The organism is Glutamicibacter sp. AGC46, from assembly GCF_053543715.1.
In genome coordinates, this window is the sequence record NZ_JBLVOJ010000005.1 from 1 (window position 1) to 20,151 (window position 20,151).

Genomic DNA, 20,151 nt, shown 5'->3' on the forward strand with positions numbered 1-20,151 from the left:
CCTGCGCGCTCAAGGATGGGCCATCGGCATAAAGCTGGTCCGTAAGCTCATGAGAATCCTAAATTTTCAGTCCAAAGCGCGCCCTAAGCGACGCTACAACTCGTACCAGGGCGAGCAGAGCAAGATCGCTGAAAACCTGTTAGCGCGGCACTTTGATGTTGATACACCGGACACTGTTTACGTCAGTGACGTGACCGAGTTCAGGGTTGACCAGGAGAAACTGTATTTGCCTCCCATCATGGATCTGTTTGACCACAGCATCTTGAGCTACACGATCGCTTCGTCACCAACTACGGCGTTCACTAATCAGAGCTTGGCTCAAGCCTTAGGTTCGAAAGATTTCGGGAAGAAGCTGCTGGTCCATACGGATCAAGGATTCCAGTATCAGCATTGGTCGTGGAAGGCTTTGCTGCAGGAGCATGGTGCGGTGCAGTCCATGTCTCGTAAAGGGAACTGCTTCGATAACTCGGTCATGGAGAATTTCTTCGGTCATCTCAAGTCGGAGATGTTCCATGGAGAGCACTTCGCAGATTTCGAGGATCTCAAGGTGGAGATTGAGACGTACATTGATTGGTACAACGTCAGTCGGCGTCAGGAACGACTGAAGGGTATGACGCCGATGGAATATCGATGCCATACCCTTGCAGCCTAAGCAGGACTATTATTTAGCTCGTCCAACTTTTGGGACCCAGTTCACATCGCCAGATGCCGGGGCCAAACTGCATAGTCGCTGGGATCGCTACCGCGATCGCCGGGGTCGATGCGATCATGGCGGCAGGCAGCAACCACTTGCACAGTCCGACCCGCTGCCGCTTGGAGGAGAGAACCATGGCATCAACCGGTCCGTTACCGCGCTTCGAATTCGATCAGAGGCTGGGTGCCTTGCCTGATTGGAAGCGTGATGACCTGGGTTTGCGGGCCGCTTACCGTTTCGATTGCGCGAGCACGGCCTTGCAGTTCATCGTCCAGGTAGGCCTGCGCGCCGAGCAGGACAACCGGCATCCGCACCTGGAGTGGCGGGTTTCCATCGTCGAGCTGCGCCTAGCGCATAACCAGCCCGAGCATCTGGGAGCACTGGATCTGGAATTAGCCCGCCATATCTCCATCGAGGCCGGCAAGCTCGAAGCGCAGGTGGTCACCGAGCACTGGTAGCCCCCGGCGTTCGGCCTTGGCGGCGGCGGGCCACCAGCAGCGAAATGGCGATGCTCTGCACCGCACCCACCAAAGCGCCCAGCGCCGTCATGGAAATGCGGTCGATGAGCAGGGACGCGGCCGGTTCAGGGCTGACCAGGTGGACCATGAGCAGTGCGGTGACCGTCATGAATACCATCCCCACCGCATAGTTGCGCAGAATCACCAGCTCGATGACGAACTGCGAGGCCAGCGCAGCGGCCAGGATTACCCAGACCGGGGAATCGAAGGCGAAAACTATTGCGGTCAGCGCTACGCCAATGCAGGTGCCTGCGCAGCGCTGCAGCCCGCGGGCTACCCGCGCATAGGCATCAGCGCCGGTGACTGCGGCGATCGCGCCGAGACTGGCCCAGTACCAGTGGCCGTCGCTGAGCAGATGCCCTGCGATTCCCGCCAGCAGCACGCCCGTGCCCATTTGGAGCGATTGGGCCATGGCCCGGCGCGAGGGCGACCAGGCGTATCCGGAGCGCAGGGTATGAAGCAGGTTGGCTTTGCGCATCGACAGGCCAAGCATCAGCAGCATGCTGAAGGCCATTGTTCCGTCGCCGGCCAGCAGCACCCCGGTGAAGCTTTGCGAAGTGGCCGGGATGCCCAGGCAGGCGCCGCCGGCGAAGACCGCGAAGACCGGTCCCGGCGGCATCCAGCGCGCGGCATGGGAGACGTAGTTGGCGCCAAAACCAATGAATGCCAGCACGAGCACGCGTACCGGGAACGGTGCCTCGATGAGCGAAAAATAGGTGCCCAGCAGCATTGCGGCCAGTTGCACGATACCTGCCGAGAGCTGCTGCCAGAAACGCGGCGCGTACGCGTCGAAACGGCCGAAGACCGCGCAGAAGGCGCCGAACGCTGCATACATTGCCCAGTCAAGGCGGCCAAGGCCGGCCAACAGGATCAGCGGCGCGGCCAGGCTGATCGTCGCCTTGACTGCCGGGATGAGCGACGGGCGGTGAGGGGCCACGACGACGCTGCGCTGCACTATTTCTTCTAAGTGGCGCTTCACTGGCGTGCCTCGCCGTCCTGCGTAGCGACCAGCTGCAGCAAGGTGCGCAGCTGCTCCCGCTGCGGCTCATCCAATGCGCCGAAGACCTTGGCTTCGTTATGCGAGGCAGCCTCCATCGCCCGGGCAGCGAATTTCCGGCCCTCGGGAGTCAGCGTGATGACGTTGCGGCGGCGGTCCTCCGGATCAACTTCGCGTTCCAGGATCCCACGGCTCGACAGCTGATCGAGGTAGGCCACCAGATGGCCGCGGTTCACATTCGAGCGATCTGCCAAGTCGTTCTGGGAGATGCCGCCGAACTCCTCCAGCGCGCAGATGATGGTGAAATGATGCCGGGAGAAGGACTCGGATTCCATCAGCTCGGTGAGCTCCTGGGTGCCGATGCGTCCGGCTCGGGCGGTGAGATAGCTCAGCGAGTTCCATTGGAACTGCGGAATCCGGTGTTCGTTCATCCCTTCAAAATATCATTTCAGCTTGAAACGATTTCGCCCTGAAGCAGTTTATTCGATGTATCTCACACGCAGCTGGCGCGCGTTCCATCGCCAGCTGCGGTCCGCGGAATCGTCGTCTTTTGGAAGGTGAGGGCTCGTTCTCCTTGGCCACGGCCATAGTGCGCCGCCTGTCAGAGCCGAAGATCAGCCAAGAGGAATTTGGCGCCCAGTTCGCCGATGAGGATGGCCGGGGCATTGGTGTTGCCGGTGGTGATCTTGGGCATGATCGAGGCATCGATGACGCGCAGCCCTTCCAAGCCGCGTACCCGCAGCTGCGGATCCACCACGGCCTGCGCATCCGTGCCCATGCGGCAGGTACCCACCTGGTGGTGGTAGGTCACGACGTTGTTCCGAATGTAATCCTCCAGCTGCTCATCGCCGCGTATTTCTTCACCAGGGTAGGTTTCCCTGGCTCCCCAGTCCCCGGCCAAGGCATCTTGCTCCACCATCGCGCGGCATTGCTTCATCGATACCAGGAATGCCTGCATATCCCGCGGATCATCCAGCGCGTTCAAATCGATGTTCACCGGGTCATCCAGGCCAGGTCCGCTCAGGGTGATTTCGCCGCGGCTGTGCGGGGTGACGATCCCGGAGTGCAAGGTGAAGGCAGTGCCGTCGATCGGTTCCATGCCCGGGGAGTACATGGGCACGGCGAAGAAGATCGGCTGGGTGTCCGGGCGATCCAGGCCCTCGCGGGATCGGGTGAACATGTGCGATTGCGAAACGGAGACTCCGGCACGCGGGGCGGGTATCGCGCGGGTGGTGGTTTCGGCAATCACCGGCGCCAGCAGGTGGTCATGCAGGTTCTTGCCGACCTGATCCAGCTCATGCAGCGGCATGACGCCCGCTGCTTCGAGCTCGGCCGCCGGGCCGATGCCTGAGCGCAACAGGATTTGCGGGGATCCCAGGGCGCCGGCGCAGAGTACCACTTCATCTGCGCGTAGCTCCTGCAGCTGCCCGCCGATCCGATAGCGCACGCCTACCGCGGATCCGGATTCGAGGATCACCGAATGCACTTCGGCATCCGTGATGATTTCCATGCGCTCGCGCACCGGCTTCAGATAGGCCTTCCAGGTGTTGATGCGTTCGCCGCCAGCAACGTTGATCTGCTCCTTGGAAACGCCTTCCAGCTGCTCGCCGTTGTAGTCGGGATTGAACCGGATTCCGGACTGCACCGCGGCGTCGATAATCGACTGGTGGATCTCATCCAGCTCGTAGTCGTTGTCCACCGGCACCAGCCCATCGCTGCCGTGGAATTCGCTGGCGCCGCCAGAGAAGTTCTCGATTTCCTTGTAGATCGGCAGCACATTCTTCCAGGCCCACTGCTCGCCGCAGTCCTTGGCCCAGTCATCGAAATCCTGCGGGGCGCAGCGCACCCAGATGGCCGCATTCAGCGCGTGGGAACCGCCGAGCACCTTGCCCCGTGGCAGGTGCATCGGCTTGTTCGCTGCCCCGGCCATCGGGACGGTGTGGTAATCCCAGTCGTCCTTGCTATGCCACAGCTCGCCCATGCGCGAGAGGTCGTGGATGGCAAGGTTGGTGTCCTCGGAGCCGGCTTCGAACAAGGTCACCCGCGCCCCGGCATCCACGAGCCGGCGCGCGACCACCGAGCCAGCCGAACCTGCGCCTACGATGATGACCGATTTGCCGCCCATGGGTTTACCTCCAGCTAGGATGCCTGCGAAACTTGTTTCTCCCAGCCTGTACAGGTCAGCAGGTTTTCCCTTGGCATCCGGCGCACAACAATTGGCATCGCGTGCGCGTTTTTCAGCCCACGGGCCGCTTAGATCCCCTTGCGTGCCGCACGCAGTTCATCGACGCGCACCAGCACCACGCCGCACACAATCAGCAGGCCGCCGAACAGCTGCACCGCACCAGGCAGCTCGGAGAGCAGCAGCCAAGCCCACAGCACCGCGAAAAGCACCTCGGTCAACGAGATGAAGCTGGCCACCTTGGACCCCAATTCCCGGGCGGCCATCACCCCGGTGGTGTAGGAGAACACGGTGGCTATCAGGATCAGCCCGGTCAAGGCCAGCCACCAAGGGGTTTCATATCCAGCAAATGATCCGCTGCCGGCGGCCCATTGCATTGGAAGGATTCCCAAGCCGCCAACCAGCAGCATGGTTAGCGCTCCCACGGCCATGCCGCCGGCCGACAGCATGATGGGTGGCAGCGCGCCATCGACCTTGGCGCTGATGAAGAAGTAGACGGTCAGGCCCACCGCTGCCCCCAAGCCCCAGAGCACGCCGATCGGATCAATCCGCGTGGCGCCGGTCAGATCCAGCACCGCCACCAGGCCTGCCAATGACAATAGGGTGCCAGCGATCGTTGCCGCCGACGGGCGCTTCCGGTGCTTGGCCCAGAGCACCAGCACGATGAGCACCGGAGCCAGATACTCCAGCAGCAACGCCACCCCGACATCCAAGCGCTGCACCGCCAAGAAATAGCACAGCTGGCAGGCCCCCACTCCGAACAGTCCGAAGAGCACAATCGACACCCAGTTGGTGCGCAGCAACGTCCAGCGGCCGCGCATCGCCAGGACCGCAGGGATCGCCAGGACCAGCGCGGCGCCGGCCATGCGGGCGGCCACGGCCGCGGTGGGACTCCAACCGGCTTCGAAAAGCCCCTTGGCGAAGGAGCCGGAAATCCCGAAGGCCGCGGAGGATGCCAGCGCAATCCAAATCCCCCGGGACTGGCTTTGGCGCAGTACTGGACTACCGGCAGTGGCGGAAGGAAGGCCGGAATCAGACAGGTCGCTCATGAGGGTCTTTGAAGTCTTTCGCGAAGAATTTCATGCCGCCGTTCAGGGGCAAATGGGGGTATGAGCATGACGATACGGTTAGGCTTGAGTGGCAGTCAATCTACCCCGCTTCCAGGAACGAATTATGACCTTTGCCCCAGATATCGAAGCTTCATTGAAGTCCGTGGTGAACCTTCTGAATACCGAGGTGCAAATCGTGGATATGCTCTCCACCGTCGCTGATCTCGATGAATTCCTTGATGCCGAGAATTTCGAAGGTTCCCGCGCGCACAACCAGGCGGAGCTTCGCTCCATTCGCCAGTTGCGTTCCCAGCTGAAGAACATCTGGATAGGTACCGAAGAAGAATCCGTTTTCCGGGTCAATGCGATCCTGCGCAACGCCAACGCCCAGCCTCAATTGATCAAGAGCGAATCGCTGGGTTACCACCTGCACGCCACCACCAACAGCACCCCGCTCTACGACCGCATGGCCGTGGACGCCGCGATGGCACTGGCGGAAGTGATCCGCTCCGGCGGATTGCAGCGGCTGCGGATCTGCGCCTCGGAGGACTGCGAGGCGGCCCTGCTGGATCTGTCGCGCAACCGCTCCAAGTTGTACTGCGATACCGGCAACTGCGCCAACCGCGAGCACGTGCGCGCCTACCGTGCGCGCAAAGCCGGAAAACGTATCGACTAGCCAGAACCCCGACACTGAGCACACCAAGTCTAGTTTCGTCCGTGATCGGCCAGCGCCCCTGCGCACTTCATCGCCGCAGCGTGGCCGAGTAGCTCGCTGTGGCCTCGGGCCCACCGCCCATGCCCGTGACCAGCGCGGAGCGCCTGTCATGGCCATCAGGTTTCCTGCATGGGTGGCCAGCACGTGGCCAAAATGGCGTTGGGCGATGCCCCTCGCCTTTTACCTTGCCCGGGCCATATGATGAACACACAACCGGGATACCGGCAGTTGCAGTAGTGGAAGGGGCAGGTCATGACTCAGGAAACCCACGCTTCGGATGATTACGAGGCACGGATAGAAGCAGCTGAGAGCGGACCATTGAAAGCCGCGGCCCGCTGGGTTGTAGCTCTGGCTTCTGCCACGTTGGGCGATGCCGAGTACGAAGCGAACGAGCCCCAGGTAGTCGTGCATTCCCGCCAAGATGATTCGGTACTTCTGCGCATGACAACCTCCAGCCTCGAAGAAGCTGAGCGGCTGATCGTCCAGATCCGCGCGGATTTGGAGGCCTTGGGCACCGAGGAGTTCAAGGCTGAGTGGGAAGGCGCAGGCGACAAGCCCTAGCTGGATGGGCTAGCGGCTAGTTTTCGACAAGAATCCCGTCGATATCCGCATACACCATCGCGCCCGGCCGGACCTTCACATCCCCGATGCTGATCACTTCATCCACCGAACCGTGCGAGCGTTTGACGGTTTTGCGCGGGTTGCTGCCCAGTGCTTTGATCCCGAGTTCCATGTCAGCCAGTGCCGCACGGTCGCGTACGGCGCCGCTGATGATGACCCCGGCCCAGCCATTGGCTTCGGCATTCGCGGCAATCATGTCACCCATCAGGGCGTAACGCAGGGATGCTCCCCCATCGACCACGAGCACTGCGCCATTGCCCGGGAAGCTCAGGATCTCCTTGACCAGGCCGTTGTCCTCATGGCACTTCACGGTACGTGCAGGCCCGTGGAAGGACAGCCGCCCGCCGAAGTCCTGGAATTGCGCCGAGATGGACTGCAGCGCATCCCCATGCTGGTCGTAGAGGTCGGCGGTGCTGATCGGTTCCTGGTGCATGGTGTTTCCTTCATGAGCTGCGATAGTGGTCCACCACACAGCTTAGCCCGCAGTGCCCGCAACCCCAGCGCATGACGAAAGTGTCAGAGATTCAGTTCCGCTTCATAGGCCTTGGCGTCCAAGGCGCCGAGGCGCGAATTGCGGCGGCCGAAGCCCAGATAGATCGCAGCTCCCACAGCCATCCAGATGGCGAAGACCAGCCAGGTGATGCCAGCCAGGTTGAACATCAGGAACAGGCAGGCAGCGATGCCCAGAATCGGGGTCACCGGATACAGCGGGACGCGGAAGGTCCGCGGGGTATCCGGCTGGGTTTTGCGCAGGTACATTACCGAGACACCTACCAACGAGAAGGCGAACAGGGTGCCGATGCTGGTCGCTTCGGCCAGCTGGCCCAGAGGAATCAGCGAGGCGGCAATGGCCACGACCGCGCCGGTGACGTAGGTGCCGATGACCGGGGTGCGGGTGCTGGGCGAAACCTTGGCGAAGAAGCGCGGGATCAGGCCGTCGCGGCCCATGGAGAGCAGGATGCGCGTCTGCCCGTACAGGGTGGTCAGCACCACCGAGACGATCGCGATCACCGAAGCCAGGGCGAAGGCCAAGACCATCCACTTCTGTCCGGTGATCTCGGAAACGATCTGCACCAGGGCGGCTTCCGATTCGGCGAACCAGTTCCACTCCCGGGCGCCAATGGCGGCTACAGCAACCAGCACGTAAATGGTGGTTACCAGCACCATGGCGATCATGATTGCCCGCGGCAGGTCCTTCTGCGGATTCTTGGCTTCCTCGCCGGCGGTCGAGGCCGCGTCGAAGCCGATGTAGGAGAAGAAGACCATGGACGCTGCCCCGGTCACGCCCGCGGCGCCCATGGGCAGCAGCGGAGCGAAGTTCCCGGCATTGAAAGCGGTGAAGGCGACCACCACGAAGAAGACGAGGATGGCGATCTTCACGATCACCATGACGGTGTTGGCCAGGGCCGATTCGCGGGCACCGCGAACCAGCAGCAGGGTCGCCAAGATGACCACGATCAATGCCGAGAGGTTGATGACGCCGCCGTCGCCCGGGCCGGCGGCCAGGGCCTGGGGCAAAGCCAGGCCGAAGATCTCCAGCGTCTGGTTCACGTAGGCGCCGGCACCCACCGCCACCGCTGCCGCGGAAACTGCGTATTCCAAGACCAGGCACCAACCGCACACCCAGGCCATGCCTTCGCCCAGCGTGGCGTAGGAATAGGAATAGCTGGAGCCGGAGACCGGGACCATGCCCGCCATTTCGGCATAGGAGACCGCCGAAAGCAGCGCGGTGATGCCGGCAAGCACGAAGGCGATCCAGATCGCCGGTCCGGCGACCGGAACGGCAGATCCGAGGATCACCAGGATGCCGGTGCCCAGGGTGGCTCCGACGGAGATCATGACTAGCTGGGTGACGCCCAGCGAGCGCTTGAGCGTCCCGAGCCCGGCGTTGTTCGCGGCGTCGTTGGCCATCGCCTGGATGGACTTGCGCCGTCGCAGCTGCTTGCCCAGTGGGGTGCGGCCATGCTGATCAGAGATACTCGTGCTACTCACTTGAAATCCTTGGTGCGTGCTTGAGGCGTCCTGCCTCGATCAATTGGCCCGGCAAACGACAACGCGCTGGGACTATCTGTGGATGGACAGTCCCAGCGCGTCATGCCGCGTGGCTAAGCTTTATTATCAGTCTTCAAACTTCTTGTCCGGGTTGGATGAGGATCGGTTTACCCCGGTCCCCTTTCCCAGGTCAGGATCATTGTCCTTGGCGGCCATGGTCATCACCGAGATGACCAGCAGGCTTGCGACAAAGGCGATGCCGAAACAGGCCAAACCGATATCGAAGCGCAAGGGATTCTGCGATCCGCCGGTGGAGCTAACCAGGCCGACCACGCCGGCGACGATGGCCAGGATCAGCGAGAAGCTCAGTGGGCCCTTGATTGACTGGCTCCACGGTTGCTTCTTCTTGTTGTTTCCCACCAGGAACTCCGTTTCTACTTTTACTGCAGACCTAAAGACTAGTTGCTTTCCTGGTCCGGCGAATTGATCGTGGTCGGGGCGGCTGCCTTCGTTTCATGGCGATGGCCGAAGGCGGCAATCAGCGCGAAAACGGCCAGAACGATAGTTCCGCCGCCAATCAGGCCGAACAATGCGTGCGCATCCATGCCACCGCTGAAGCACAGCGAAATGGCCAAGATCACGCCCACCGCGCCGGTAACCAGCTGGTTCCTGAACGGCGGGAAGGCCTCGCGATGCTTGGCAAAGACGATGAGCTCGGCAATGCCTCCGGCCAGGAATGCAAAGGCACCCACATAGCCGACCCAGGCAATCGAGCTGACGAAGATGGTGGCGATACCAGCCAGAAGCATCAGTCCCGCACCCAGCGCGTAGGGGGCGCGCGACTTCTCCGGCGCGCTTTCCACAGATACGTACTGCCACATGAACACGCCAGTGACAACGAGGAACGCTGCCGTGGAGTAAGTGACAACCTTGTCATCTGCGCCGATCCAGAAAATCGACATCAGGGCATAGGCCAGGGCTGTCAGGCCGCGCAGGAAGACCGGGCGGAAAACTTCTGAAGCTTGAACTGGGGTGGTTTTTGGTGCAGGCACAATTTCTATTCTACCGCTCATAGAACTAACCGCCACTTCGCCCGGGGTTAATCACATCAGCCACGGCGGCGAATCAGCGACTCGCCAAGATCCCCGATGCTCGCCGCGCCCATCAGCTGCATAGTCACTTCCACTTCCTTGGCCAGCAATTCGATGGCACGGCTGACGCCTTCCTCTCCCCCAGCCATCAGGCCGTAGAGGTAGGCGCGGCCAATCAGCACGAAGTCCGCTCCGGCGCACAGCGCGGCGACAATGTCCGCGCCGGACATGATGCCCGAATCCATGATGATTTCCATGTCCGGGCCGACTTCGGCACGCACTTCGCCCAAGGCCTCGAAGGCGATCGGCGCGCGGTCCAGCTGCCGTCCGCCGTGATTGGAGACCACCAGTCCGTCAGCACCGGCGGCCTGGGCCTTGGCAGCGTCTTCGCTGGTGAGCACGCCCTTGACGAAGAGCTTGCCCTTCCACAGCTCGCGGATCCATTTCAGATCCTCGAAGTCCAGGGAGGAATCGAACATGGAGTTGATGATCGTTGGCAGGTCTGCCGACGTATCCGACAATGATGCGAACTTCAGCGAATCGGTGGTCAAGAAGTTGTACCACCATTCGGGTCGGTACGACGCATCGAGCACGGTCTTCACGGTCAATTCCGGCGGGATCTTCATGCCGTTGCGGGTATCGCGGTGGCGTTGGCCGGCCACCGGGGTGTCCACGGTGACCAGCAAGGTGTCATAGCCCGCTGCAGCGGCACGTTCCACCAGCGCCCTGGACTTCTCCCGGTCCTTCCACAGATAGAGCTGGAACCATTTGCGGCCCTCGGGGGCCGCCTCGGCGCCCTCCTCGATGGATCGGGTGCCCATGGTGGACAGGCTGAAGGGAATCCCTGCTTCTCGGGCAGCCCGCGAGCCGCCGATTTCGCCCTCGGAGTGCATGAAACGGGTGAAGCCGGTGGGGGCGATGCCGAAGGGCAATGCCGATGGGGCACCGGCAATGGTGGTGGAAAGATCCGACTGCGCGGTTCCGTGCAGGATTCGCGGCAACAGCTCAACGTTGTCGAACACCGCTCGGGCGCGGGTCGCGGTGATTTCTCGCCCGGCAGCGCCATCTACATAGTCGAAGGCCGCGGCGGGGGTGCGGCGCTTGGCGATCTTGCGCAGATCCCAGATGTCGGCGGCACCGGCCAGCCGGGCGGCGCGAGGGCTAGTGCTGGGGAGTTTGAACTTCATCAGGCTGACCAGTTCGGCCACGTCGGGCAGTTGGCGCTTGAGATTACCCATGGGTTGTTCCTTTACTTCGGTGGAAATTGCCGGTCTAGTACAGGGTGCGCGAGCTTGCGCGGGTGCCGATGAAGATTGCAATGGCCGAGGACAGGCAGCACAGCGCCAGGTATCCCGCTGGCATCGCGATGGAGCCGTTGCCCGCCTGCAAGAGCGCAGCGGCAATCAGCGGCGAGAGCCCAGCGACGATGGCGCCGTTCAGTTCGCGCGCGATGGCAATCCCGGAGAAGCGCACCGAGACGGGGAACAGCTCGGTGAGGAAGGCCCCTTGGGCACCGGAAGTGCACGGGATCACCAGCGCGTAGCCGGCGGCGATGCCCAGGAACCCGAAGGCGAACTCGCCAGTGGAGATCAGTGCGAAGATCGGGAAAGCCAGGACCAAGCCTGAAATGTTTCCCGCCGCCAGCACCTTGGAAGCGCCGAACCGATCGGCGAGCCAGCCGCCCACCGGTGTGAGCAATACGGAGACCAAGGAGCCCAGGGTGACCGCCAGCAGCGCATGGCTGCGTTCCATGCCGCTGGTGACCATCAGGCTCAGCGCGAAGACCGCAAGGATGTAGTTCACCGCGTTATGCCCGGTGATGGCCAGGAAGCCCAGGGCCACGCGGCGCCAGTGCGCGGCGAAAACCTGCACGATGGGGAGCTTGGCCTGCTGCTGCTCGGCACGGGCCGAGGCCATGGCGGCGGCATAGTCAGGGGTCTCTTCCAGCTTGTTGCGGATGTAGATGGCCACGACGAACAGCAGTGCCGAGACCAGGAATGGGATGCGCCAGGCCCACCCGAGCAGTACCTCGTCACCGGCCAGCGAGACCAGGAAGAAGCACACGGTGGCCAGGGCGATGCCCAGCGGCGGGGTGGAGAGCACCAGCGAGGTGTAGAACCCGCGTTTTCTCGGCTCCACGTATTCGGCCACCAGCGTCATGGCACCGGTCAGTTCCGCGCCAGCGCCGAATCCCTGGATCAGGCGCAGCAGCACCAGCAGGCCCACGGACCACACGCCCCAGGTCTGCGCGGTCGGCAGCAGGCCGATGCCCACGGTGGCGATGCCCATCAGGATGACCGAGAGCAGCATGGCCGGGCGGCGCCCGAACCGGTCCCCCAGGTGGCCGATGAGCACACCGCCCAGCGGGCGGGCCACGAAGCCCACCGCGAAGGTCGCAAAGGACGCGATCGAGGCCGCCGCTTCTCCGGCTCCGGCGAAGAACAGCGGACCGATCACCACCGATGCGGCCGCGCCATACAGCGCGTAGTCGTACCATTCAATGGCCGTGCCGAAGACAGAGGCGAACAGGGCCCGGCGCCGGTTGCGCGCTTGCTGCGTGCTGGCAGAGTTCTGGGTGATCGGCACAGTCGTAGTCCTTGCGATAAAGTGGTGTTCCGTAAGATACCTGAAATATATTTCATCCCAGACTAGAGTGTTGCCCAGAGCGATAGCTAGATCAGGTCGCCAAGTTACGCCCCTTAGGAATCGGAAAACCATGGCCAGCTCGCTCTCCGAACAGCTCACGCTCACCTTGCGCGAACGCATCAACCGCGGGGAACTTGCCCCGGGAAGCCTGATCATCGAACCGGCACTGGCCCAGGAGTTCGAGGTCTCCAAGACCCCGGTGCGCGAGTCCCTGCGCCAGCTCACCAGCGAGGGCCTGCTGCAGGTGCTGCCCAAGAAGGGCTATCTGGTTCGCGCCATCTCGATGAATGATGTCTATGAAGTCCTGGAACTGCGCAGCTTGCTCGAACCGCATGTGGCGGGGCAGGTAGCCAGCATGCATTCGGCAGCGCTTGTAGTTTCCCTGGCCGGGCACCTTGAAGCCCAGCAAAAGCTGGCGGTCTCCGACCCCATTGCCTCCATGCATGCCGCCCAGTGCTTCCATAGCGAACTGGCCGCGGCATCGCGCAACTCCCGCATTGTGGACAGCCTGGAGAACTGCTTCACGCAAACCGCCCGAGCCCACTACGTCTTGCCTTCCATGCAGCCATACATGTCCCAATCGGACGAGCTGGCCGAGCACCAGTCGATCTTTGCCGCCATACAGAATTCAGATCCTTCAGCGGCCGCCGAGGCCATGACGCTGCATCTGGAATCCATCCGCCGAGCCATGCTGGGACATCACTAGCGGCCAACCATTGATGCATCATGGGCAAGGCACACAGCATCGCCGTGCTCGCCGGTAGATGATGCCCGATAACCGGAGTGAGAAGCTTGGCGGGCACGACGCGATCTTCTTCGGCGCAGTGGGGCAACCTGCTGCAATTCCGCCAGCCAGGGGACGTGGACTTCTTCGTGGTCCGCGAGAACATCTTCGAAGGCACCGAACGCGAGACCCTCGTCCGGGAAACGGCAATGACCCGTACCGGTATCGGCCGCACCCTCAGTCCAACGCACTAGTCGTTGCCCAGCCCGGATCCGGGTGGCCGAGGCACGACCAGTTCACTGCACCCATGCGGTCGCCCATGAGATTGCCGCCCAAGCGATGAAGCTCCAGGGTAATCGCTGGCGAGCGGCCCGGTGGCCTGGGTTCAGCTGCCCAACCGCATCCAAGCGCTGTTCCTGGCACGCAGGGACAGGCTCACGCCGCGAGCTGCCATGTAGCCGATGGCGAAAGCAACCCAGATCCACAAAATCGCTGACGTGGAATCCTTGGCAAAGACCTGAACCGCCCAGAGCATCGGCACGTAGAGAACAAGGTTGGCTATGCCCACCAACCCGAGATAGCGGGCATCCCCCGCACCGATGAGCACGCCGTCCAGCACGAACACCAAACCGCACAACGGCTGGGACAATGCCAGCACCCACAGCCCAACGGTGGTCAGCTGGCGGATCTGCTCATCCGGGGTGAAGATCATCGGGAAGACCCACGAGGTGGCAAGCAGCAGGATCCCGGTTACCACGCCGAAGCAGATGCCCCAGCGGCTCATGATCCCGGTGAGCTTGCGGACCTGCTCTGCATCCCCGCGGCCCAGCTCCTGGCCAATCATGGCCTGGGCCGCAATAGCCAACGCATCCAGTGCAAAGGCCAGGAAACTGAAGATCGTGAAGACCAGCTGGTGCGCTGCCAGTGTCTGGGTGCCGGCGTTGGTGGCGACAAGAACCGTGAGGAGCAACGCCGCGCGCATGCTCAGGTTGCGCAGCATCAACCAGGAACCGACTTGCCCGGTGGAAATGAACCCGGACCAGCTCGGCGCCATGGAAATTCCTTGCTTGCGGATTCTTGGCAAGATCATCCACAAATACACCACCGCCATCATCCACTGGGCGATCGATGTGCCAAGCGCGGCACCGGCTACGGACATATCGGCCCAGTAGACCAGCACGAAGTTCAGGACGATATTCAATCCGAAGCCAGCGGTGGCCACGATCAACGGTGTTTTCGTGTCCTGCATGCCACGCAGCACGCCGGTGGCTGCCAGGACCAGCAGCATCGCGGTCAGGCCAGGCATCGAGTAGCGGATGTAATCGACGGCGAATCCAGCGGTTTCCCCTTCGCCGCCCATCAAGCCCACAAGCCGATCGGCACTGAAGTATCCGAGCAGCGACAGCACCACCCCGAGGACTACGGCAAACCACATGCCATCACGGCCCGCCGCCATGGCCTTGCCGGGATTGCCAGCACCCAGGGCTCTGGCTACAGCTGGCGTGGTGGCATAGGCCAAGAAGATCATCAACCCCACCGCTGTGTGCAGCACCGTGGTGCCCAGTGCGGCGCCGGCCAGCTCGGCCACGCCAAGGTGGCCCACGATGGCCGAATCGGCCATCAAGAACAGCGGCTCGGCGATCAAAGCGCCCAAGGCGGGAACGGCCAAGGCAAGGATCTGCCAGGCCAAGCTCCGCGGGGATTCGGTGGGGGTTGAAGGATTCACAACCTCAACTCTACGAAGCAGAGTGGACTTTCACCATTTGCTTGCGCGCAGGAGGATTCCCGGTGCAGTCCTCTTTCCTGCGTCCGGAGCGAGTACTAGGTTTGGAAGCAAGCAGGGCACAGCCAGCACCGCCACCAGAAAACAGGTTTCCCATGGGACAAGAACATATTGGCCATTGGCAATGCGCGGGTTGCGCCGTGGAGTTCCCGCCTGGCCCGCAACCCACCGGCACCTGCCCCATCTGCGCCGATGAACGCCAGTACATTCCGGGCGGAATCCAGCGTTGGGTGCGCACCGAAGACCTGGCAGCAGCCGGCCACCAGCTGACGATCACTTCGCTGGAGCCGGGACTGAATGCGATTGCTTCTCCCGAAATCGGCATAGGCCAAAGCTCCTTGCTCGTGGAGACCACCGCGGGCAACCTGCTCTTCGACGTGCCCGGGCTGATTACCGGAGAAATCATTGATTGGCTGGATAGCCGCGGAAAGCTGGCGGCCATTGTGGCGAGCCATCCGCACATGTACGGGGTGCAGCAGCAATACAGCCAGGCGCTGGGTAATGCGCCGATCCTTGTCGCCGAGAAAGATGCGCAGTGGGTCCAGTATTCCTCAGCCGCCGTCAGGACCTGGTCCCAGCCTTTTGAGGTGCTGCCCGGGATCAGGCTGATGCAGCTCGGCGGCCACTTCCCGGGCAGCACTGCGGCTGTTTGGGAAGCAGGGGCCGATGGCCGCGGAGTCCTGCTGGCTGGCGACGCGGTTTTCCCCGTGGCCGATGGCAATGCGACCTTCTTGCGCAGCTACCCCAACCGCATCCCGCTCTCGGCTGCCGTGGTGCGGCGCATGGCCAAGGATCTGGAGCCGGTGAAGTTCGACCGCCTCTACAACAACTTCGCGGCCCGCATCCAGGCCGATGCCCACCGGGTGGTCCAGTTCTCTGCGGAACGCTATGCCAGGTGGGTATCAGGAGAATTCGACCATCTGACCTGATATTCCGCGCAAAGTTGAGTATTCCGAATGCGGAATATGAATTATCCGCGAAGGGATGGGTCCCTTTTGGAGAGCAAGGAAGCCAGGATCAGGGCAACCACCTGCAACGCGCCAACGCAGAGCACGACGCTGGCCCAGCCGTAGTGCATGAAGGGGATGCCGATGAGCCAGCCAAGCAGTGATGAGCCCACGTAGTAGAACAAGTTGTACAGGCTGGAGGCCTGCGCCCTGGCTCCGGTGGCCAGCACCGGCACCCACCCGCTGGCGACCGCGTGGGCCGCGAAGAAGCCAGCGGTGAAGATCAGCAACCCGCTGATGATCACGACCAGGTTCCCGGCCAGGGTCAGCAGTAAGCCCAGGGCGCTGGTGAGAATGCTGATGCGCAGGGTATTTCGCCGTCCGGCCTTGGCGACGAGTTTGCTGCTGGCCACCGAGGTGTAGGTTCCAGAGAGGTAGGCCAGGAAGACCAGTGCCGCCCACGTAGCCGGAATCAGGTAGGGCGGTGCTTCCAGCCGGAAAGCCAGGTAGTTGTAGACGGCCACGAATCCGCCCATGAGCAAGAATCCCTGGGCATAGACCAGTGCCATTTTCCCATGCAATGCATGTGCGAACTTCTTGGCGATGCTGCGCAGGTTCTGGCCGTGGATGGGGTCGAAGCCCTGGGCGCTGGGCGCCTTGAACAGGAAGAAGAGCGTCGCCAAGCCGGCCATAATGCTCACTGCCGCGATCCCCCAGCGCCAGCCGGCGGGGTCTGCGACAAAGCTGGCGACCAAGCGTCCGGCCAGTCCGCCAAGGGTGGTGCCGGAGATATAGGTGCCGCTGGCCACGGCAACGGCTCGCGGATTGACCTCGTCAACGAGGAAGGCCAGTGCAGAGCCGGGAACACCTGCCAAGGCAATTCCCTCGAAGAACCGGATCGCCACCAGGAACTCGAAGCTTGGCGACAGGCAGCTGAGCAGTCCCAGGGCAACCGAAGAGATCAGGGCGATGCTGATGACCTTGCGGCGCCCGACGCGGTCGGAAATGATGGCCCATGGAGTCACGGCCAACGCCAGCCCCAGGGTCGCTGATGAAACGGCAAGTGCCGTGTGCGAAGAGGTGATGTGGAAATAGCCGGCGATGACCGGCAGCAGCCCCTGCACCGCATAGAGCTGGGAGAACGTGGCGACGCCGCCGGCAAAAAGCGCCAGCAGCATGCCCCGATAGGCGGGGGTGTTGGGTTCAAGCCCGGTAAATGCCACCGCCTAGGCTCCGGCAGGAAGCAGCGGGTAGATCAGGTACACCACCAGCAGCGCCACTGCATTGTTAATGACATGCAGCATGTAGGAGTAGGCCAGCGACTTGCCGCTGAGGATGTAGGCAACACCCATCATGACGCCCAGCATGAAGTACGGCACGACCTCCAGCCACGAGCCGATGCCCGCGCCAATGAAGTGGATGCTGGCGAACAGCACCGTGGAGATCAGTGCGCAAAGCCAGACGTTGAGCTTGCGTGAAAGCTTGCCGATGAGCAGATGGCGGAACAGGTATTCCTCGACGAATGGGCCGAAGAGCGCAGTGACGACCAGCATGACCGGCAGCGGCACCGTTCCGGCCATGGATTCCAGGGCCGCCTGGTTCTCGCTGGTGGCCGCTTGGCCCGTCAATGCGGCGATGATTCCGTTGGCCATGATGGTCAGGAACCAGCCACCGGGCAGCATCAGCCATTTGGCCCAGGGGTGGTAGCGCATGGTCTTGAACGACTCGAAGAACTGCGGACCGCACTGGATCATCGCGAGAATGAAGAAGGTGACATACAGGATCAGGTTGATCCCGAACAGCGCCTGTTCCTGGGTGGAGAAGGCGCCCATGTAGCCAGGGATCAAGCCGATGAGGCCTGCTGCGCCCCCGACAAAGAAGACGAGGTAGGCAAGAACTGTCCAGAAGTCGCCCTTGGTGAATTGCCCGGCGTTGAAGACGCGTTGCTTGGGCCGCGGAGCCGAATAGGGGTTCATGTACTCTGGCCGTTGTTGCATATGACAAGCCTAATCGCCTTCCATGTGGATTTCCCAAGTTCATCGTTCCACGTGAAAGGACGAACCCAGTCCAGCCGACGTCGAAGTCTGCTGGACTGGGTTCAGCGAGCTGCGGTAACCGCGAGCTCCCATCATCTGCTAGTTCTTGTCGAAACCTTCGCGACCCTTGTCCACGAAGGCCGGGAAGAGCACCTTGTAGCTGACACCGGCAATGGCCGCACCGATAACCGGTGCCAGGATAAACAGCCATACCTGGCCCAAGGCTTCCGGGCCGGCGAACCATGCGACGCCCAGGGAACGTGCCGGGTTGACCGAGGTATTGGTGATGGGAATGGACACCAGGTGGATCAGGGTCAATGACAGGCCGATAGCGATCGGCGCGAAACCCTGCGGCGCGCGCTTGTCGGTGGAGCCGAGGATCACGTACAGGAAGATCGCAGTCAAAACGATCTCTGCGACCAGTGCCGCAACCAGCGAATAGCCATCTGGCGATCGCTCCCCATAGCCATTGGAAGCGAAACCGGATTCGACTGCGTTGAATCCGTCCTTGCCCGAAGCGATCCAGAACAGCACGGCACCCGCCACCGAAGCAGCGACGATCTGCGTGACGATGTACGGGAGGACATCCTTCCACGGGGTGCGCCCGGCAAAGGCCGTGCCCAGGGTGACGGCAGGGTTGAAATGGCCGCCGGAGATATGCCCTACTGCGTACGCCATGATCAGCACAGTGAAACCGAAAGCCAGAGCTACGCCCAGGAATCCGATGCCCATGTTCACGGTTTCATCTGCGATGACCTTGGCTGCGAAGATCGCTGAACCACAGCCACCGAAGACCAGCACGAATGTGCCCAAGAATTCTGCCGATAGTTTTGCGCCAACAGTTGGCACAGCTGCATCTGACATGCTTTTTCCTTATCCTCGATGAATTATGCGAGTTCAAGGCCAGCTTATGTCCTGCCGATGGGGCTGCGGTAGGCCTGCGGCTACTTAATAGATCTCGTTCGTCTTATTTTTCTTCTGGGTTCATGCTTCTGATCTGCCGCGCCGCAGTTGCGGAGTTTCTAGATCGTGGTTCGGGGCTGCCGTTCGAAAATTGAAGCGGCCGCAATGCCGACAACGACACCGAGAAGATTTCCCATAGCGCAGTCCCACACCATCTGGGATCCGCTCTTCGGATTAGCCAGCTGAAGCATCAGGATAATCAGCGGCGTGAAAAAGCTGAGGGCAAGGCCGTAGTTCCGGACCATATAGGCCTCGGTTGGGAACATCAGCAAGATGATGCAGCAGCCGATCATCAGTTCGCCGGGAGTCAGGGCCGTGATCCCAAACAACACGCCTATACCGGCCAGGGTTCCCCCGATGCGGTGAGCCCCACGTCGCAACCGTCCCCGGGCATTGCCGACGGCAAGCGGAACGGCCGCCCCGGCCATGGTCCATTGGAGATGCTCGACCTGCAGAGTAATCCCGACAGCTCCAGCTAGGAAGACAACTATCAGGTAGGTGCATGCCCTGCGCAGGATGCGGGGCCATGGAATCGCGAGGCCTTCCGAGCCGCACTCTTCCACTCGTCCGAAGCGTGCGGCTTGGCCGAGCAGGATGCTGAACAGAGCGGTGGCGACGAACGCGGCCAGGCCATCAAGGGCGGGAAGTTCCCCCACCGGCAAAGTTCCCAACGCACCAAACGCAAAGAGCGGAAAGAAGGCACCGCCGGGCTTGAGCCCATATCGATCAGCGATCAATGAGCTGAAGGCCGCCCAGAACATTCCTCCGGCAAGCAGCGTCCACCCGCGCATACCCAAGGGGGCCATGGCGATCCCGCAAATTCCCGCACACAGCATCAGTGCAGCTCCGAGCACCTGGTCCTTCAGTCGCTGCGAGCGATGCGGATTTCGGCCGTACATCCCGACAATGGAGCCGAAAACAGCGTAGGCAAGGAGGTCCGTTCTGCCAATCAGCAGCAGTGCAATCCCCGGAAGTCCCAATCCGAGGCCTACGCGCAGGGCCGGGCGGATCTCTGGGCTGTGCGAAATGGCGAAGAGCTGCCAATTCACGAGCGAACCGCGCGTGAATTTGAACTTACCAATGACTGTGGAGACCGGAGCTGCTCTGCCTGCCGTCATCATGGAATCCCGAGTCGTCCTGGCAATTATCTGATTGCCTGCATCCCTCGGATCCCATGGTGCCTCAAGATGGTC

Annotated in this window: 22 protein-coding genes; 7 read left to right on the forward strand and 15 right to left on the reverse strand. The window is 62.1% G+C overall.

The window, feature by feature from the left end; all coding sequences use genetic code 11:
• Both ACNPM8_RS00915 and ACNPM8_RS00920 read left to right on the forward strand, forming a co-directional pair.
• The coding region (locus ACNPM8_RS00915) for an IS3 family transposase (protein WP_448939042.1) at nucleotides 1-652 on the forward strand (652 nt) is incomplete at its 5' end.
• A gap of 176 nt (nucleotides 653-828) precedes the next feature.
• Nucleotides 829-1,152 carry a 4a-hydroxytetrahydrobiopterin dehydratase gene (locus tag ACNPM8_RS00920; RefSeq protein ID WP_365942785.1) on the forward strand — a complete coding sequence of 108 codons (324 nt, stop codon included), beginning with the start codon at nucleotides 829-831 and terminating at the stop codon, nucleotides 1,150-1,152.
• Here ACNPM8_RS00920 and ACNPM8_RS00925 read toward each other — a convergent pair.
• The 4 genes from ACNPM8_RS00925 to ACNPM8_RS00940 form a co-directional block, all read right to left on the reverse strand.
• Nucleotides 1,136-2,191, reverse strand: coding sequence for an FUSC family protein (locus tag ACNPM8_RS00925; protein ID WP_448939043.1), 1,056 nt, complete (start codon nucleotides 2,189-2,191; stop codon nucleotides 1,136-1,138). The genes ACNPM8_RS00920 and ACNPM8_RS00925 overlap by 17 nt on opposite strands.
• Nucleotides 2,188-2,640: a MarR family winged helix-turn-helix transcriptional regulator gene (locus tag ACNPM8_RS00930; RefSeq protein ID WP_448939044.1), complete on the reverse strand. Its 453-nt coding sequence runs from the start codon at nucleotides 2,638-2,640 to the stop codon at nucleotides 2,188-2,190. The genes ACNPM8_RS00925 and ACNPM8_RS00930 overlap by 4 nt, the downstream gene beginning before the upstream one ends.
• 170 nt (nucleotides 2,641-2,810) lie before the next feature.
• Nucleotides 2,811-4,334 (reverse strand): GMC family oxidoreductase, encoded by a 1,524-nt coding sequence (locus ACNPM8_RS00935; RefSeq protein WP_448939045.1) that lies wholly within the window; start codon nucleotides 4,332-4,334, stop codon nucleotides 2,811-2,813.
• A gap of 128 nt (nucleotides 4,335-4,462) precedes the next feature.
• Nucleotides 4,463-5,440 (reverse strand): EamA family transporter, encoded by a 978-nt coding sequence (locus ACNPM8_RS00940; protein ID WP_448939046.1) that lies wholly within the window; start codon nucleotides 5,438-5,440, stop codon nucleotides 4,463-4,465.
• A 124-nt stretch (nucleotides 5,441-5,564) separates the two neighbouring features.
• Here ACNPM8_RS00940 and ACNPM8_RS00945 point away from each other — a divergent pair, with 124 nt between their 5' ends.
• Nucleotides 5,565-6,116 carry a CGNR zinc finger domain-containing protein gene (locus ACNPM8_RS00945; protein ID WP_105656104.1) on the forward strand — a complete coding sequence of 184 codons (552 nt, stop codon included), beginning with the start codon at nucleotides 5,565-5,567 and terminating at the stop codon, nucleotides 6,114-6,116.
• 291 nt (nucleotides 6,117-6,407) lie between these two features.
• Entirely contained in the window at nucleotides 6,408-6,716 is a 309-nt protein-coding gene (locus tag ACNPM8_RS00950; protein WP_105656103.1) for a hypothetical protein, read from the forward strand.
• 16 nt (nucleotides 6,717-6,732) lie between these two features.
• Here ACNPM8_RS00950 and rraA read toward each other — a convergent pair whose 3' ends face one another.
• The 6 genes from rraA to ACNPM8_RS00980 all read right to left on the reverse strand — a co-directional run bounded on the left by rraA (nucleotide 6,733) and on the right by ACNPM8_RS00980 (nucleotide 12,445).
• Entirely contained in the window at nucleotides 6,733-7,209 is a 477-nt protein-coding gene (rraA, locus tag ACNPM8_RS00955; protein ID WP_448939047.1) for a ribonuclease E activity regulator RraA, read from the reverse strand.
• A gap of 83 nt (nucleotides 7,210-7,292) precedes the next feature.
• Nucleotides 7,293-8,687 carry an amino acid permease gene (locus ACNPM8_RS00960; RefSeq protein ID WP_286134064.1) on the reverse strand — a complete coding sequence of 465 codons (1,395 nt, stop codon included), beginning with the start codon at nucleotides 8,685-8,687 and terminating at the stop codon, nucleotides 7,293-7,295.
• A gap of 207 nt (nucleotides 8,688-8,894) precedes the next feature.
• Nucleotides 8,895-9,188: a hypothetical protein gene (locus tag ACNPM8_RS00965; protein ID WP_286134039.1), complete on the reverse strand. Its 294-nt coding sequence runs from the start codon at nucleotides 9,186-9,188 to the stop codon at nucleotides 8,895-8,897.
• Between the two features lie 38 nt (nucleotides 9,189-9,226).
• The gene (locus tag ACNPM8_RS00970) at nucleotides 9,227-9,820 is read right to left on the reverse strand and encodes a DUF308 domain-containing protein (RefSeq protein ID WP_332499084.1); all 594 of its coding nucleotides are present in this window, start codon (nucleotides 9,818-9,820) and stop codon (nucleotides 9,227-9,229) included.
• A gap of 56 nt (nucleotides 9,821-9,876) precedes the next feature.
• Nucleotides 9,877-11,097 carry an alpha-hydroxy acid oxidase gene (locus tag ACNPM8_RS00975; protein ID WP_448939048.1) on the reverse strand — a complete coding sequence of 407 codons (1,221 nt, stop codon included), beginning with the start codon at nucleotides 11,095-11,097 and terminating at the stop codon, nucleotides 9,877-9,879.
• A gap of 34 nt (nucleotides 11,098-11,131) precedes the next feature.
• Nucleotides 11,132-12,445 carry an MFS transporter gene (locus ACNPM8_RS00980; RefSeq protein WP_448939049.1) on the reverse strand — a complete coding sequence of 438 codons (1,314 nt, stop codon included), beginning with the start codon at nucleotides 12,443-12,445 and terminating at the stop codon, nucleotides 11,132-11,134.
• A gap of 130 nt (nucleotides 12,446-12,575) precedes the next feature.
• On the opposite strand from ACNPM8_RS00980, the gene ACNPM8_RS00985 reads away from it, so the two are divergent.
• Together ACNPM8_RS00985 and ACNPM8_RS00990 are read left to right on the forward strand one after the other, a co-directional pair.
• Complete coding sequence (locus tag ACNPM8_RS00985; RefSeq protein WP_105656097.1) at nucleotides 12,576-13,211, forward strand: GntR family transcriptional regulator; 636 nt, start codon at nucleotides 12,576-12,578, stop codon at nucleotides 13,209-13,211.
• Nucleotides 13,212-13,297: 86 nt separating this feature from the next.
• A complete protein-coding gene (locus ACNPM8_RS00990; protein ID WP_332489049.1) occupies nucleotides 13,298-13,483 on the forward strand; it encodes a hypothetical protein in 186 nt (61 codons plus the stop codon).
• 131 nt (nucleotides 13,484-13,614) lie between these two features.
• Here ACNPM8_RS00990 and ACNPM8_RS00995 read toward each other — a convergent pair whose 3' ends face one another.
• Complete coding sequence (locus ACNPM8_RS00995) at nucleotides 13,615-14,955, reverse strand: MATE family efflux transporter (RefSeq protein ID WP_332489050.1); 1,341 nt, start codon at nucleotides 14,953-14,955, stop codon at nucleotides 13,615-13,617.
• A gap of 152 nt (nucleotides 14,956-15,107) precedes the next feature.
• On the opposite strand from ACNPM8_RS00995, the gene ACNPM8_RS01000 reads away from it, so the two are divergent.
• The gene (locus ACNPM8_RS01000; protein WP_402741562.1) at nucleotides 15,108-15,941 is read left to right on the forward strand and encodes a hydrolase; all 834 of its coding nucleotides are present in this window, start codon (nucleotides 15,108-15,110) and stop codon (nucleotides 15,939-15,941) included.
• Nucleotides 15,942-15,982: 41 nt separating this feature from the next.
• Here the strand turns inward: ACNPM8_RS01000 and ACNPM8_RS01005 are convergent, their stop codons facing one another.
• From ACNPM8_RS01005 to ACNPM8_RS01020, 4 genes are all read right to left on the reverse strand, one after another.
• Nucleotides 15,983-17,182, reverse strand: coding sequence for an MFS transporter (locus ACNPM8_RS01005; RefSeq protein ID WP_448939050.1), 1,200 nt, complete (start codon nucleotides 17,180-17,182; stop codon nucleotides 15,983-15,985).
• Nucleotides 17,183-17,185: 3 nt separating this feature from the next.
• A complete protein-coding gene (locus ACNPM8_RS01010; RefSeq protein WP_448939051.1) occupies nucleotides 17,186-17,956 on the reverse strand; it encodes a CPBP family intramembrane glutamic endopeptidase in 771 nt (256 codons plus the stop codon).
• A gap of 138 nt (nucleotides 17,957-18,094) precedes the next feature.
• On the reverse strand, nucleotides 18,095-18,859 hold the full coding sequence (aqpZ, locus tag ACNPM8_RS01015; RefSeq protein WP_105656091.1) for an aquaporin Z: 765 nt from the start codon (nucleotides 18,857-18,859) through the stop codon (nucleotides 18,095-18,097).
• Between the two features lie 158 nt (nucleotides 18,860-19,017).
• A complete protein-coding gene (locus tag ACNPM8_RS01020; RefSeq protein ID WP_448939052.1) occupies nucleotides 19,018-20,076 on the reverse strand; it encodes an FUSC family protein in 1,059 nt (352 codons plus the stop codon).
• Between the last annotated feature and the right edge of the window lie 75 nt (nucleotides 20,077-20,151).

Bases quoted from the DNA above. Each gene is read 5' to 3' on its own strand.
- ACNPM8_RS00920 (WP_365942785.1), top strand. From the start codon at position 829: ATGGCATCAACCGGTCCGTTACCGCGCTTCGAATTCGATCAGAGGCTG.
- ACNPM8_RS00930 (WP_448939044.1), bottom strand. From the start codon at position 2,640: ATGAACGAACACCGGATTCCGCAGTTCCAATGGAACTCGCTGAGCTAT.
- ACNPM8_RS00935 (WP_448939045.1), bottom strand. From the start codon at position 4,334: ATGGGCGGCAAATCGGTCATCATCGTAGGCGCAGGTTCGGCTGGCTCG.
- ACNPM8_RS00940 (WP_448939046.1), bottom strand. From the start codon at position 5,440: ATGAGCGACCTGTCTGATTCCGGCCTTCCTTCCGCCACTGCCGGTAGT.
- ACNPM8_RS00945 (WP_105656104.1), top strand. From the start codon at position 5,565: ATGACCTTTGCCCCAGATATCGAAGCTTCATTGAAGTCCGTGGTGAAC.
- ACNPM8_RS00950 (WP_105656103.1), top strand. From the start codon at position 6,408: ATGACTCAGGAAACCCACGCTTCGGATGATTACGAGGCACGGATAGAA.
- rraA (WP_448939047.1), bottom strand. From the start codon at position 7,209: ATGCACCAGGAACCGATCAGCACCGCCGACCTCTACGACCAGCATGGG.
- ACNPM8_RS00960 (WP_286134064.1), bottom strand. From the start codon at position 8,687: ATGGCCAACGACGCCGCGAACAACGCCGGGCTCGGGACGCTCAAGCGC.
- ACNPM8_RS00975 (WP_448939048.1), bottom strand. From the start codon at position 11,097: ATGGGTAATCTCAAGCGCCAACTGCCCGACGTGGCCGAACTGGTCAGC.
- ACNPM8_RS00985 (WP_105656097.1), top strand. From the start codon at position 12,576: ATGGCCAGCTCGCTCTCCGAACAGCTCACGCTCACCTTGCGCGAACGC.
- ACNPM8_RS01000 (WP_402741562.1), top strand. From the start codon at position 15,108: ATGGGACAAGAACATATTGGCCATTGGCAATGCGCGGGTTGCGCCGTG.
- ACNPM8_RS01010 (WP_448939051.1), bottom strand. From the start codon at position 17,956: ATGCAACAACGGCCAGAGTACATGAACCCCTATTCGGCTCCGCGGCCC.
- aqpZ (WP_105656091.1), bottom strand. From the start codon at position 18,859: ATGTCAGATGCAGCTGTGCCAACTGTTGGCGCAAAACTATCGGCAGAA.
- ACNPM8_RS01020 (WP_448939052.1), bottom strand. From the start codon at position 20,076: ATGACGGCAGGCAGAGCAGCTCCGGTCTCCACAGTCATTGGTAAGTTC.